The sequence below is a fragment of the Enterobacter huaxiensis genome (genome assembly GCF_003594935.2).
In the GTDB taxonomy this organism is placed as follows: Bacteria; Pseudomonadota; Gammaproteobacteria; order Enterobacterales; family Enterobacteriaceae; genus Enterobacter; species Enterobacter huaxiensis.
On the sequence record NZ_CP043342.1, the window covers coordinates 2,756,852 to 2,770,158 of the forward strand.

At 56.8% G+C, this 13,307-nt stretch carries 16 protein-coding genes and 2 tRNA genes; 9 read left to right on the forward strand and 9 right to left on the reverse strand.

All coding sequences use genetic code 11. The features are described 5' to 3' along the window. Positions 1–20: 20 nt before the first annotated feature. Complete coding sequence (locus D5067_RS13160) at positions 21–662, reverse strand: riboflavin synthase subunit alpha (protein ID WP_119934516.1); 642 nt, start codon at positions 660–662, stop codon at positions 21–23. A gap of 227 nt (positions 663–889) precedes the next feature. On the opposite strand from D5067_RS13160, the gene mdtK reads away from it, so the two are divergent. The 4 genes from mdtK (at position 890) to D5067_RS13180 (ending at position 4,291) form a co-directional block, all read left to right on the forward strand. Then, positions 890–2,263 carry an MdtK family multidrug efflux MATE transporter gene (gene mdtK / locus D5067_RS13165; RefSeq protein WP_119934517.1) on the forward strand — a complete coding sequence of 458 codons (1,374 nt, stop codon included), beginning with the start codon at positions 890–892 and terminating at the stop codon, positions 2,261–2,263. 153 nt (positions 2,264–2,416) lie between these two features. Next, positions 2,417–2,493 (forward strand) — tRNA-Val (locus tag D5067_RS13170). Positions 2,494–2,497: 4 nt separating this feature from the next. Next, positions 2,498–2,574: transfer RNA gene (locus tag D5067_RS13175), tRNA-Val, on the forward strand. 121 nt (positions 2,575–2,695) lie between these two features. Beyond that, on the forward strand, positions 2,696–4,291 hold the full coding sequence (locus D5067_RS13180; protein WP_119934518.1) for an FAD-NAD(P)-binding protein: 1,596 nt from the start codon (positions 2,696–2,698) through the stop codon (positions 4,289–4,291). A gap of 27 nt (positions 4,292–4,318) precedes the next feature. Here the strand turns inward: D5067_RS13180 and D5067_RS13185 are convergent, their stop codons facing one another. Together D5067_RS13185 and D5067_RS13190 are read right to left on the reverse strand one after the other, a co-directional pair. Further along, complete coding sequence (locus D5067_RS13185; protein WP_119934519.1) at positions 4,319–4,954, reverse strand: carbonic anhydrase; 636 nt, start codon at positions 4,952–4,954, stop codon at positions 4,319–4,321. Between the two features lie 72 nt (positions 4,955–5,026). Continuing rightward, a complete protein-coding gene (locus D5067_RS13190) occupies positions 5,027–5,809 on the reverse strand; it encodes an MBL fold metallo-hydrolase (protein ID WP_119935436.1) in 783 nt (260 codons plus the stop codon). A 125-nt stretch (positions 5,810–5,934) separates the two neighbouring features. On the opposite strand from D5067_RS13190, the gene D5067_RS13195 reads away from it, so the two are divergent. Further along, complete coding sequence (locus D5067_RS13195; RefSeq protein ID WP_008500607.1) at positions 5,935–6,075, forward strand: hypothetical protein; 141 nt, start codon at positions 5,935–5,937, stop codon at positions 6,073–6,075. Positions 6,076–6,114: 39 nt separating this feature from the next. On the opposite strand, the gene D5067_RS13200 is transcribed toward D5067_RS13195, so the two are convergent. The 4 genes from D5067_RS13200 to D5067_RS13215 all read right to left on the reverse strand — a co-directional run bounded on the left by D5067_RS13200 (position 6,115) and on the right by D5067_RS13215 (position 8,879). Continuing rightward, positions 6,115–6,594: a GlcG/HbpS family heme-binding protein gene (locus tag D5067_RS13200; protein WP_119934520.1), complete on the reverse strand. Its 480-nt coding sequence runs from the start codon at positions 6,592–6,594 to the stop codon at positions 6,115–6,117. A gap of 89 nt (positions 6,595–6,683) precedes the next feature. After that, entirely contained in the window at positions 6,684–7,295 is a 612-nt protein-coding gene (locus tag D5067_RS13205; RefSeq protein ID WP_119934521.1) for a response regulator transcription factor, read from the reverse strand. Continuing rightward, positions 7,288–8,604, reverse strand: coding sequence for a sensor histidine kinase (locus tag D5067_RS13210; protein WP_119934522.1), 1,317 nt, complete (start codon positions 8,602–8,604; stop codon positions 7,288–7,290). Before D5067_RS13210 ends, D5067_RS13205 begins: the two co-directional genes overlap by 8 nt. Positions 8,605–8,711: 107 nt before the next feature. After that, positions 8,712–8,879 (reverse strand): hypothetical protein, encoded by a 168-nt coding sequence (locus tag D5067_RS13215; RefSeq protein WP_162844777.1) that lies wholly within the window; start codon positions 8,877–8,879, stop codon positions 8,712–8,714. Positions 8,880–9,125: 246 nt separating this feature from the next. On the opposite strand from D5067_RS13215, the gene D5067_RS13220 reads away from it, so the two are divergent. The 4 genes from D5067_RS13220 to D5067_RS13235 are packed head-to-tail and all read left to right on the forward strand — an operon-like array spanning position 9,126 to position 12,187. Further along, positions 9,126–9,956: an ABC transporter substrate-binding protein gene (locus D5067_RS13220; RefSeq protein WP_119934523.1), complete on the forward strand. Its 831-nt coding sequence runs from the start codon at positions 9,126–9,128 to the stop codon at positions 9,954–9,956. A gap of 1 nt (position 9,957) precedes the next feature. Continuing rightward, entirely contained in the window at positions 9,958–10,773 is an 816-nt protein-coding gene (locus tag D5067_RS13225) for an amino acid ABC transporter ATP-binding protein (protein ID WP_119934524.1), read from the forward strand. Continuing rightward, positions 10,773–11,504 carry an amino acid ABC transporter permease gene (locus tag D5067_RS13230; RefSeq protein ID WP_119934525.1) on the forward strand — a complete coding sequence of 244 codons (732 nt, stop codon included), beginning with the start codon at positions 10,773–10,775 and terminating at the stop codon, positions 11,502–11,504. The genes D5067_RS13225 and D5067_RS13230 overlap by 1 nt, the downstream gene beginning before the upstream one ends. Then, positions 11,501–12,187, forward strand: a complete 687-nt coding sequence (locus D5067_RS13235; RefSeq protein WP_119934526.1) for an amino acid ABC transporter permease — start codon at positions 11,501–11,503, stop codon at positions 12,185–12,187. The genes D5067_RS13230 and D5067_RS13235 overlap by 4 nt, the downstream gene beginning before the upstream one ends. On the opposite strand, the gene fumD is transcribed toward D5067_RS13235, so the two are convergent. Both fumD and D5067_RS13245 read right to left on the reverse strand, forming a co-directional pair. Beyond that, positions 12,168–12,377 (reverse strand): fumarate hydratase FumD, encoded by a 210-nt coding sequence (gene fumD, locus D5067_RS13240; RefSeq protein ID WP_119934527.1) that lies wholly within the window; start codon positions 12,375–12,377, stop codon positions 12,168–12,170. The two genes, D5067_RS13235 and fumD, sit on opposite strands and share 20 nt — an antisense overlap. A 109-nt stretch (positions 12,378–12,486) precedes the next feature. Beyond that, positions 12,487–13,299: a MetQ/NlpA family ABC transporter substrate-binding protein gene (locus D5067_RS13245; protein ID WP_006174916.1), complete on the reverse strand. Its 813-nt coding sequence runs from the start codon at positions 13,297–13,299 to the stop codon at positions 12,487–12,489. Positions 13,300–13,307: the final 8 nt, after the last annotated feature.

Below are 13,307 nucleotides of genomic sequence, written 5' to 3' on the forward strand. Positions count from 1 at the left end.
CGGATAGCCGGGGTTATTTTTTATTGTTCTTCGGCAGCGTTAATTATTGCGGCCTCTTTTGCCGCCAGCACGCGTTCTACCGTATCCACAACCGCCTGAGTTTGCGGGTCGATTTCAATATTTACGCGATTCCCCAGCTTTTTCGCACCCAGCGTCGTGCGCTGCAGCGTCTCGGGAATTAAATGCACGCAGAAACGCGTTGGTGTGACCTCGCCAACCGTCAGGCTTATTCCATCAATGCCAATGAATCCTTTATAAAGGATGTATTTCATTAATGCCGGATCCTGAACTTTAAACCAGATTTGACGGTTATTTTCGGAGGTCACGATTTTCGCCACCTCGGCAGTGGTCATGATATGGCCCGACATCAGATGGCCGCCAATTTCGTCGCTAAACTTCGCCGCGCGCTCAACGTTGACGGTATCGCCCACGGCCAGCTCGCCGAGGTTGGTGATACGCAGGGTCTCTTTCATTAAATCAAAGCTAATCTGGTTACCGTTAATCTCGGTTACCGTCAGGCAGCAGCCGTTATGCGCAATTGAAGCGCCAGTTTCAATGCCGTCGAGCATATATTCCGGCAGCTCAACCACGTGAGTACGGAAATTGGGTTTTTCATCAATAGACACCACTTTGGCGGTGCCCTGCACAATGCCAGTAAACATGCTTACAACTCCTGTTTTTTCCGGACGGTGGTGACACCGTTTAATCTCACCACAATAACAGTTGGAAAAACAGGTTGCCAGCGGCGCGCATTTTCTGGCGATTTTTTCACTAGATAATTAGATAAACCCCGCTACAATAGCTGGCTATCCCCCTGCATTTTCTTCTTGCTGCCCGTTTCGGCGGCTTTTTTAGTCTCTCATATAACAACAATACAAAAGGTGTTCACGTGCAGAAGTACATAATTGAAGCGCGTCAGTTATTGGCACTGGCAATACCGGTGATCATCGCGCAAGTGGCCCAGACCGCAATGGGATTTGTGGATACGGTAATGGCGGGTGGCTACAGCGCCACCGATATGGCTGCCGTTGCAATAGGCACCTCGATCTGGCTGCCGGCCATTCTTTTTGGTCATGGCCTGCTGCTGGCACTCACGCCGGTAATTGCTCAGCTAAACGGTTCGGGACGACGCGAGCGTATTGCTCATCAGGTTCGCCAGGGCTTCTGGCTGGCTGGCTTTGTATCCGTGCTGATTATGGTCGTGCTCTGGAACGCCGGGCATATCATCCGCGCCATGCATAACATCGACCCGGCTTTAGCCGATAAAGCCGTAGGCTACCTGCGCGCGCTGCTCTGGGGCGCACCGGGCTATCTCTTTTTCCAGGTTGCCCGTAACCAGTGTGAAGGTCTGGCAAAAACCAAACCGGGAATGGTGATGGGCTTTATCGGCCTGCTGGTGAATATTCCGGTGAACTACATCTTCATTTACGGCCACTTTGGCATGCCGGAGCTGGGCGGCGTGGGCTGCGGCGTCGCAACGGCGGCGGTGTACTGGGTGATGTTCTTTAGCATGATCACCTTCGTGAAGCGTGCCCGCTCCATGCGCGATATTCGTAATGAAAACAGGTTCAGCACCCCGGACTGGAGCATCATGAAACGTCTGGTGCAGCTAGGATTGCCGATTGCGCTGGCGCTGTTCTTCGAAGTGACGCTGTTTGCGGTTGTCGCTCTGCTGGTCTCCCCGCTGGGCATTATTGACGTCGCGGGCCACCAGATTGCGCTGAACTTCAGCTCGCTGATGTTCGTGCTGCCGATGTCGCTGGCGGCGGCGGTCACCATTCGCGTCGGCTTCCGCCTGGGGCAAGGATCGACGCTGGATGCTCAAACCGCGGCGCGTACCGGGCTGGGCGTCGGCGTTTGCATGGCCGCCTGTACGGCGCTATTTACCGTTGCGCTGCGTGAACAAATCGCCCTGCTGTATAACGATAACCCTGAGGTGGTGATCCTGGCATCACACCTGATGCTGCTCGCTGCGGTATACCAGATCTCAGACTCCATTCAGGTGATCGGCAGCGGCGTGCTGCGCGGTTATAAAGATACGCGCTCGATCTTCTTTATTACGTTTATTGCCTACTGGGTGCTGGGCCTGCCGACCGGCTACGTGCTGGCGCTCACCGACCTCGTGGTTGACCGTATGGGACCTGCCGGCTTCTGGATGGGCTTTATCATCGGTCTGACCTCTGCGGCCATCATGATGATGCTGCGAATGCGCTTCCTGCAGCGTCAGCCGTCAACGGTCATTTTGCAGCGCGCCTCACGTTAACCCGGCAGTAGCCGCCGGCTGGCGGCTACTTTCTCTTCACTTTGCGCGGTAATGAAGCAATCGCGTGAAATCAGAGAGAAAAATGCATTTTCCCTCTTGCCTCATTGAGGCTGTGCCGCTAATATTCGTCCCCGTTGTCACCGACAACACGTTGCGTTCATAGCTCAGTTGGTTAGAGCACCACCTTGACATGGTGGGGGTCGTTGGTTCGAGTCCAATTGAACGCACCATTCTGCGTCCGTAGCTCAGTTGGTTAGAGCACCACCTTGACATGGTGGGGGTCGGTGGTTCGAGTCCACTCGGACGCACCATTTCAGTCCTGAAATGGTGCAAATCCTCTCTCAGTATCCTGAATAATCTCAATATCCTGATTTCTTATCGCTTCACCTGCTACGCTTTTCTCATGGGAAAAATAACGCAGGAAGACTGTCGATGAAGAAGATCGCGATTATCGGCTCCGGCCCTACAGGGATTTACACCTTTTATTCTCTTCTTAAAAACAAAACCCCTCTCGCCGTCTCTGTATTTGAACAGGCAGAAGACGCCGGCGTGGGCATGCCCTACAGCGATGACGATAACTCTCGTCTGATGCTGGCCAACATTGCCAGCATTGAAATCCCCCCTATTTTTATGACCTACCTCGACTGGCTGAAAGGCCAGAGCGACGCCCATCTGGCGCGCTTTAAGGTGGATAAGGCCAGCCTGCATGAACGGCAGTTTTTGCCGAGGCTGCTGCTGGGCGAATATTTCCGCGACAGCTTTCTGAGGGTTGTCAACGAAGCCAGAAAACGGGGGTTTGACGTCAACGTCCACGAATCCGCGGAAGTCACCGATATCGACGCCGCCGAAAACGGCGTAACGCTTTCGGTTAACGGTCATAAGCACCCTGAAAGATTTGATCTTGCCGTTGTCGCCACCGGTCACGTCTGGCCGGATGCAGAAGAGGCAACGCGCACCTACTTCCCGAGCCCCTGGTCCGGGCTGATGGACGCGCGTATTCCTGCCTGCCAGGTTGGGATCATGGGGACATCATTAAGCGGGCTTGACGCCGCCATGGCGGTAGTTATGCAGCATGGGGACTTTGTTGACGGCAGGTTCATCCTGGATAAAGGCAGCGAGGCATTACGCATAATGCTGATGTCCCGAACGGGCATTCTGCCGGAAGCCGATTTTTACTGCCCGATACCTTACGAACCGCTTTCGGTCCTGACAGAATCTGTGGTGGAAAGCGAAATAGCCAAAGGCGCCGACGGCCTGCTCGACAGGGTCTTTGCGCTCATGGTTAACGAGCTAACGCTCGCCGACCCGGCGTGGTGCAAGTCTGTATCGCTGCACACCCTGGATGCGGACAGCATCCGCGACGCGTGGTTTGAGGAGCGTAAGCAGCGCGGTCCGTTTACGTGGGCTGAAGAGAACCTGAAGGAGGTCGAGCGGAACAAACGTGAACGCCGCACGGTGGCCTGGCGCTATACCGTGCTGCGGCTCCATGAGGTGGTTGCCGAAATTGTCCCTGCCCTCAATGAACGCGACAGAGAGCGATTCAAAGCGGGGCTGGAGCGCGTCTTCATCGATAACTATGCCGCCATTCCGCCGCAGTCTATCCGCAGGTTACTGGCGCTGCGCGAGGCGGGCATCATTAGCGTGGCGGCGCTCGGCGATGACTATGGTCTGGATATTGGCAGCGATCGAACCGTCATCACCACCAAAGACAAGACCTACCGCTTCGACGTTTTTATCGACGCGCGCGGGCAAAAACCGCTTACGACAAAAGATCTGCCCTTCCCCACGCTGCGCAACCAGCTGATGGCTACAGGCGATGAGCTACCGGAGCTGGGAGAGGATTACACGCTGAAGGCACCGGACGCCCTTCGCGGACGCATTGCGTTTGGGGCGATACCCTGGCTGATGCACGATCAACCTTTTGTGCAGGGGCTGGAGGAGTGTGCCGTGAGGGGGGAAGCGATGGCCAAAGCGGCGGAGATACCCGCCTCCCGATCGCGCAGAAAACTGCCTTACGTGGAGAATTAACAGGGCTTCCCTGCCCGGGCTGTCTGATTATTCGAAGTAAACGTCCGGATTTTCAGACAGTGAAACGAAGGTTTTGGTCTCTTTATCCAGCGCGCGGATATCGCCGCTTTCAATGTCATACACCCAGCCGTGCAGGCGGATGGCGTTGTTGCGCAGACCCACCGCAACCGACGGATGCGTTTTGATGTTGCTCAGCTGCGCAAACACGTTCTCCTGCACCATCGCGTTGACTTTGTCGAGTGGCTGGTCCCACGTTTTGTTCTCGACCACGGCTTTTGCCGCATCGGAGTAGCGCAGCCAGTGGGAAACCGCCGGCATTGGCTCGAGGTTGGCGTTGTCGGCAATCGCCTTCATAGCGCCGCAGTTGGAGTGGCCGCAGATGACAATGTCGGTTACACCCAGCGCGACCACGGCGTACTCAATTGTCGCCGAGACGCCGCCGGGCTCAGGCCCGAACGGTGGCACGATGTTGCCAGCATTACGAATGACAAAGAGCTGTCCCGGCTCTTGCTGAGTCACCAGCTCTGGCACCAGACGGCTGTCGGAGCAGGAGATGAACAACGCTTTGGGATTCTGGCTGGACGCTAAACTGCGGAAGAGCTCTTTACGTTGCGGGAAAATCTCTTTTTGAAAGCTGAGAAAACCTTCAATGATATGTTGCATAGCAATTTCTCTTTTATCTGTTTTAGTTTAGGCATGATCGCGATCACGCTCCTGAAGTTTACCCACCGTACTTTACTTCAGACAAGCAATATATTTCTGGCCCGACCGCTGCACGATCTCGTCAGCCTTCGCGAGGATGTTCTGCCCTTCGAATGCACCGTAGAGCCGTTGATAGCTTCTGCTCCGCAGGAGTCCGACGATCTTTTCAACCGTGGCGGCAGGCAGCGGAAGCATATTAGGATAGCTCCACATAAACGAGACGGCATCCCTTCCGGGAGTGACCTGCAGGATATCCCCTGCCAGCAATACCCCCTCGCCTTCCTGCCAGTGCAGCACCGTGCCGCCCGCAAAGTGTCCTCCAGCGCGGAGCAGCGTGACCGAGGGCATAATCTCCAGCGCGTCGCCCTCCCAGAAGCGAATTGCCGGGCTGTCGCGCATTACCCACTCCCGGTCGCTGGCATGCAGGTAAACTGGCGCGTCGAACGTCTCCGCCCAGTCCTGCATGGTGGTGTAGTAATGCGGGTGCGAAATCGCAATGGCGCTAATGCCGCCGAGCGCCGCGATCAGCGTTTTGGTTGCCGCATCAAGATTAGCGATGCAGTCCCACAAGATATTGCCCTGCGCGGTTCGCAGAAGAATGGCCCGCTGATTGATGGCAAAGGACGGAACGGTTTTGAGGCCGATGAGCTGCGGCTCCAGCTGCTGCCATTTGTTGGTGTGCGCGGCGGTCAACGCGTCGAAATCGACCCACGCCTGCCCCGTGGCGGGAACGTACTGACGCTCATCCTCGCAGACTGGACATCGCTCGGGTTGAGGAACGTAAGAGGTTCCACAGGTTTTACAGAGTGTAATCATGCGCATTTCTCAGCCATAAAGCTCTGAGTATGGCAGGGATTATCCTTATGTGCTGCGAGGTACATTACCGGCTTTTTTTGACTTATACTGTGCCTGTATCAAAAACCGAATAACGCAGGTGAAACATGGAAATCGATCTCGATAACCTGGTCTTTAACGGGCTGGATGAAGCAGAAGAACGCAACGCGGAACGTCTGGACGACGCGGATAAAAAAGCGCAGGCGATTATCGCCGATGACGACTGCGGCGACGCCTGCAAGATCTGATGAGAAAGCACCGGACGTCCCGGTGCTTTTTTTTGTGCCTTACTTTTTCAAGCCGTCAATCGCCGCCTGCGCGCAGGCTTCATCAAGATGACCGCCCGGCGCCCCGCCGATGCCAATCGCCCCGATCACCTCATCACCCTCTTTCACCGGCAGGCCACCCGCAAGCAGCAGGAAGCCAGGGACGTCACGCATATTCTGCGCGCCCGCGTTGCTCTGCGCGGCTTCCATCACCTTGCCGGAGGCATTCTTTGTGCTGAGCGCCGTCCAGGCCTTCATTTCGCTGGCCTTTACCGTGTGCGGACCAGCGTTGTCGGTGCGCTGGACTGCCTTCACCACGCCAGCGCGGTCAACAACCGTTACCGTTACCTGATAACTTTTCGCCACGCACGCCTGAACGGCGGCGTTCGCCAGCGCATTGGCCTGCGTCAGGGAGAGATTTTTCTGGCTCAGGCTTTCTGCCTGTGCCGTCATCGTGACGCTACCCGCGACAAGCGCCGCCATCATCATTACTTTTTTCATCGCACATCCTCGAATGTTGGGAGACACCTCGAGGTTACTGACTCAGGCGACGAAGCGTAATTCGGTTGATTACGCACGCCACCTGGTAGTTATACGGATTGCAATTTATCGTATTCGCGGATCGCCTGAACCAGACTACTGACCCCTAATTTGGCAAACGCTGCGGCACGGTGCGCTTCTACCGTACGCGGCGAGAGAGAAAGACGTGCCGCCGCTTCCTTGTTGCTGCAGCCTTCCATCAGCACGGACAGCACTTCATGCTCCCGCGCGGTAAGCTGTGCGAAACGCGCGCTTATTCGCGCCGTCTCCTGCCAGGCGGTAAACCGTCGCTGGCTCTCCTCGAACGCCAAACCTACCGTTTCAATGAGCTTATCGGCGTCCAGCGGCTTGGTGAAAAACTCAAACACGCCGTTACGAAATGCGCGGCGACAGGCGTCGACGGTGCCGTGTCCGGTCATAATCATGACGGGTAACAATGGCCACGGCCATTCCCCCTCCTCCAGCCACGCCAGCCCGCCTTTACCCGGCATACGCATGTCCAGCAGCAAACAGCCCACAAGCGCGCTGTTTGCGCTATTTTCCGCCGTAAAGGCATCAACGCTTTCGAACGTTTTTACCGCCCAGCCCATACCCGACAGTAAAAATGCCATCGACTCTCTGATGGATTCATCATCATCGATCAGCCAGATTGTCTTATCCATGTCCTGACTCCAGCTGCAGCACGATCGTCGCGCCACCTTCAGGTGAATTGCCCAGCGAGAGGGTTCCATTCATGCGGGTCATCAGTGACTCCGTTAACGTCATACCAAGGCCTATGCCCTCTTTTCGACCGCTGTAAAAGGGCATAAAGGCATTCTGCAATGCCTCCGGGCTAAAGCCGGGGCCGCCGTCAGTGACGGTAATCTTAATGCCATCGGTGCTTTTCTGGCTTTCAATGCGCACCCAGCCCTGGCCGTTCGCCTGCTGGGCCTGAATCGCATTTCTGAGCAGATTATGCAGCACCTGCTCAAGCCAGAGCCGATCGGCTATCACGCTCGTCGCCCCATGCGCGAAGGCATGCGTCACCGCGACACGTTCAGCCCTGCGCTCATGCTCCAGTAAATTCACAACCTGCTGCCAGCACTGCGTCAGGTCAGTTTCACGGAGGGTGACTTTCTCCTGCACGACATGTTCGCGAAAGCGCGTTAAGAGGGCGCTAATACGCTGCGTTTGTACCAGCGCGGCCGCCAGCGCCTGCGACACGGCCTGCGGGTTGTCCCGCGTCTGCTGGCGCTGGGCACCCTGGATCCAGGTCTGCACGGCGGTTAGCGGCTGGTTAATTTCGTGTACGATCCCGGCGGTGATCTCGCCCAGCGTATTCAGCCTGGCATGCTGGTAATAAAGCGCCCGCTGTTCAGCCTCTTTGCGCGCCTTGCGCTGCCAGAGCGCCATACTCGTTACCGCAATGACGGCACCCCATCCCAGGAACAGCGCGGGATAGATTGGCCAGTAAACGCCGAACCACGCGGGTTCTGCATCTGCAATCAGCGTGAAGGGTTGAGTATGTTGCGGAAAAGTACGCTGCCAGCGCCAGAAGGCATCTGAGCTGCTCTGGGCATTACCCTCGCGAGCATAGCGGACCTCAAGACGGGTAAAGCGGGGGTGCGCCGTGAGTAATGGTGCAAGATCGACCAGCACGCGGATCTGCCGCCAGGGGTTGTAAAGCCAGTACTGATTTTCGCGGGCGGGTTCGACCCGAGCGGCGTCACGCGCACGTCCAGCGGTCTTTTCCAGCGCGAGAAGATGGGGGAATTTTGTCCGCAAGGCGGCAATGTCTTCATCGCCACTCAGGAGAGGGAGAACGGACTCATTTTGCGTGAGAACGGCGCCGATCTCTGAAAACAGCGCCGAGAACGCCCGATCCCGTTCCCAGAACTGCCGGCGAATTTGCTCGGTATAGAGCAGCACGCTGCTGATGAGGCAGACGACAGCCCAGACGACAAGCGCGCGCGTAATAAGCGTGTGTTTCATTCCGTTAGCTGATTAGTGTTCACATCCCGTCGACATTAACAGTTAACCGCTATCAGAACAAAAAAACGCACAGCTCATTCCAGTACAGCTTGCGCGTAAGGCGCAGCTCAGCGTGACGTTTTATCATGGAACCACTCCGGGTCGATGTTGGCCACGTCCACGCCGTAGAGGCTGGCGACAGGCAGTATTGACTCAAGAACACGTTGCGCGCTGTTCTCCGCATTGACCTGCCGGGTCGCAAAAAACCGCCGTAACGTGCTTATCCACTTTTTCATTGTCTCTACCCCTCTTCGCTTAACCTGCTCTCAGTTAAACACCGAAATTTGCTGTTGAGGAAATACCAATATCGACTGTCGATGTGCAGGATCCGCAAATAGCGCTGTCTTTCATTTACCTGTTAGTAACACCTTGTTCACTAATGCTTTTTTGCATATAGCAAAGAACGATTTCGTATTTGGCGATAGCCTTTGCTTATGGGAGCGTAACAGGACAAAACAAAAACGACGGGAAGACGTATTACTATGGCAGCAGATAAAAAATCGTATCATAAGCTAACGCTGGCGCTGGGTTTACTGGCAGCTGGCGGGATGCTTTCAACACAGGCTCAGGCCGATCGGCTGGCGGATATTAAGGCCGCTGGCGTGGTAAAAGTCGCCACCTTTGACGCCAACCCACCGTTTGGCTCCATTGACGCAAAGACCCATGACATCGTGGGATATGACGTCGATTTTGCCAACGCGCTGGCAAAAGCGCTGGGCGTGAAGCTGGAGCTGGTTGCCACTAATCCGGCCAACCGCATTCCCCTGCTCCAGTCCGGTAAAGCGGATTTGATTGTGGCGGATATCACCATCACGCCGGAACGTGCGCAGGTGATTGATTTCTCCACGCCCTACTTCGTGACCGGGCAACAGTTCCTGGTTCCCGCCAAATCACCCGATAAGCTGGATGAATACAGCCGGGCGCGTATTGGTGCGGTGAAAGGGACGACGGGCGAGCAGGCGCTGCACCAGCGTTTCCCGCAGTCTCGCGTGCTTTCCTATGACGATATTCCGCTGGCGCTGACGGCGCTGCGTAACGGCAACGTCCAGGCGATCACTCAGGACAGCACGATCCTGGCAGGCCTGCTGGCGCAGGCGCCGGATAAAGCAAACTTCAAAATCCTGCCCGACCTGCTGAGCAAAGAAGAAATTGGCGTCGGCGTGACAAAAGGTGAAACGGCGCTGCTGAAGGCGGTGAACGATGAGCTGGTTAATCTTGAAAAAAACGGCCAGGCCGCCAAAATCTACGACGTCTGGTTTGGACCTCAGACCGCCACTCCCCAACCTCGCGCCTTTAAAATAGAAGCTCAGTAATATGCTCTCAGGTCTGTTTTCACACTCCGCGGCCGGTGCCGCGGATTTTTCACATCTGGAACACGCCAGCGTCGAGTTTCGGGATGTCGTCAAACGCTACGGGGATCATCAGGTCTTAAAAGGCATCAATCTCAGCATTGCGCCTGGCGAAGTCGTTGCCATTCTTGGCCCCTCGGGTTCCGGTAAATCCACCTTAATCCGCCTGATCAACCAGCTTGAAGCCCTCAACGGCGGCGAAATTCTCATCGACAGCAAACCCACGGGGCATCTTTCCGGCGCCGCGCTGCGCCAGCTGCGCAGCCGCGTGGGGTTTGTGTTCCAGCAATTTAATCTCTACGCCCATCTCACCGCCAGCCAGAACATTACCCTGGCCCTGGAGCATGTTCACGGCTGGAAGCCGCTCCCCGCGCAGGAACGCGCGCTGGCGCTGCTTGAAAAAGTGGGCATGCTGGAAAAAGCGCATCAGTTTCCCGCTCAGCTTTCCGGCGGTCAGCAGCAGCGCGTAGCGATTGCCCGCGCGCTGGCCTCGTCGCCGCAGATCATTCTCTTCGACGAACCCACCTCTGCGCTGGATCCCGAGATGATTGGCGAAGTGCTGTTTGTGATGAAAGCCCTTGCCCACAGCGGGATCACCATGATTGTGGTGACGCATGAGATGCAGTTTGCCCGCGAAATCGCCGACAGGATTGTATTTATTGACGGTGGGCAGATCCTTGAGACCGCCCGACCGGCGCAGTTTTTCACGCAGCCCGCTCACCCGCGCGCCAGGCGCTTCCTGCAAAAGGTCCTCGACCCGCTTCATCAGGAGCAGCTGTAATGCCCGCGCTCGACTGGCAGGGGGTGCTGACCGGGCAGCCTCTGCAATGGATCGTCTCCGGTTTCCTCACCACGCTGTGGGTTACCCTCGCGGGCGTGGTGCTCGCCACACTGCTGGCGTTGCTCTTTCTGCTCCTTCGCCTCTCCGGCTGGCGGTTCGGGAATGCCGTCGTCAACGGCTGGGTCTCATTGTTTCGCAATACCCCGCTGCTGGTGCAGCTGCTGTTCTGGTATTTCGCGGCCTGGAACTGGCTTCCTCGCGCCGTCCGCGATGTGGTGAATGCGGACCATACCTGGTCGATTCTGCCTGGCGACGTCTGGTGGTTCACGCCCGAGTTTTTATGCTCCGCCTGGGGATTAGGGGTGTTCACGTCGGCCTTTCTGATCGAGGAGGTGGCGTCGGGGCTACGTTCCGTTCCTGCCGGACAGCGGGAAGCGGCGCTGGCGCAGGGGTTTTCAGCGTGGCGGCTGTTTCGCCACATCCTTCTGCCGCAGGGGCTGGCGAATGCCTGGCAGCCCGTCGTGGGGCAATACCTCAACCTGATGAAACTCTCCTCGCTCGCCAGCGGCATTGGCTTTGCTGAACTCACCTATCAGGTGCGGCAGGTCGAAAGCTACAACGCCCATGCGCTGGAGGCGTTTACCGTGGGAACGGCCCTGTACCTGCTTACCGGCGTGGTCATGGGTACGGTGCTGGTCCGCCTCGGCCCAGGCGCAGGGAGTAAAATATGATAGCCGGACTGAACGTTATTACTGAAAACCTGGATTATCTGCTGTGGGGGCGCATGGCGTCCGGTGAGCCCGGCGGCGTGTTGCTTTCACTGCTGATGGCGGCGGGTGCGGCGGCGCTGGCCCTGCCCGGCGGCATCGCCCTGGCGTGCCTGGCGTGGCGCTATACGGGGCTGGTGCGCAAGGTGCTATTCCTCTGGGCGGAGGTGATTCGCGGTATCCCGTTAATCTTTGTGATCTTCTGGATGTGGTATCTGCTGCCGCTCATTACCGGAGGTGACCTTCCGGGCGCCCTCACCGTCACGCTGGCGCTGGCCTGGTTTACGGCTGCCTCGGTAATGCATTCGGTGCTGGCAGGACTGAGCGCATTACCCCGCGGGCAGTACGAAGCCGCGTTGACGCAGGGCTTCAGCACCTGGCAAACCCTGTGGCGCGTGCTGCTGGTGCAGGTGATGCGGAATATTCTGCCCTCTCTGGTGGGGATTTTTATCAGCCTGATGAAGGATACGTCGCTGGCCTTTATTGTGAACGTGCCGGAACTGACGACGGTAGCGGGACAGGTGAACAACCGGGTGCAAATCTACCCGGCGGCCATTTTTATCTTTACGGGCGTGGTCTACTACCTGCTCTGCTGCTCGCTGGAGCAGCTGGCGAAACGCTGGCGGTTCAACCAGCCAGCGCCTTGACCACCTTCTCCATCGCCTGAGTCGTTAACTCGCTGCGCGTAACGCGCTGGTTCGCCAGCGCGGTACGCAGCACGCCGGCAATGACAATATGCTTTGGCTCCTGCCCTAAATCACGCATCTCAAGAACAACCTTGCCGACCACCCGGCACATCTCCTGGTACAGCGCTTCGTCTTTGGTCACATTGCCCATTGCCTTCACTCCATTGCCCTAAAGCACTCAGCTTAAATGATTCATCGGCCGGATACAAAAAAGAAGCCCGGTGAGAGACTCACCGGGCTTCGTCTGTAAAATCAACTAATTAGTTGTTTACGGGGATCACCGCGCCTTTATATTTGGTGCGGATCCAGTCCTGGATCTCTTTGGAGTGCAGCACGTCCACCAGCGCAACGATATCTTTCTTCTTCTCGTCACCGCGGTGCACGGTAATGATGTTGGCGTACGGGTTATTTTCGCCGCTTTCTACCGCAATCGGATCGTGAACCGGGTCCAGACCTGCATCAATCGCGTAGTTGGCGTTAATCACCACAGCGGCACCCTCGTCGTTGTTATACATCTGCGGCAGCAGGGAGGCTTCAACGTTAGGCGTAAACTGCAGCTTTTTCGGGTTCTCAACGATATCGCTGATGCGCGCGGTCACTTTGTCGATGCCCGGCTTCAGCTTGATGACGCCCTCTTTTTCGAAGATGGAGAGAATACGGCCCTCTTCGGAAACGGCATCACGCATGATGATTTTGCCGCCCTCCGGCAGATCCTTCAGCGATTTGTATTTTTTTGAGTAGATACCAATCGGCTCGATGTGGATCGCGCCTGCGCTGACGAAATCGTAGTCCTTATCGCCCGCATGATCTTTCAGCACGCTGTTCAGGTAAGGAATGTGCTGGAAGTAGTTGGCGTCAATGTCGCGCCCGGCCAGCGCGGTGTTTGGCAGAATGTAGTCCTGGAACGGTTTGATCTCCAGGTCGATACCCTGCTTCGCCAGAATCGGCTTCGCCTGCTCCAGAATTTCGGCGTGCGGCGTGTTGGACGCGCCCACGGTCAGGGTGTCAGCCCAGGAAGCGAAGCTCAGGGCGCTCAGGGTTGCGGCGGCGATCAGTGTCAGTGTCTTTTTCATGATGTGGT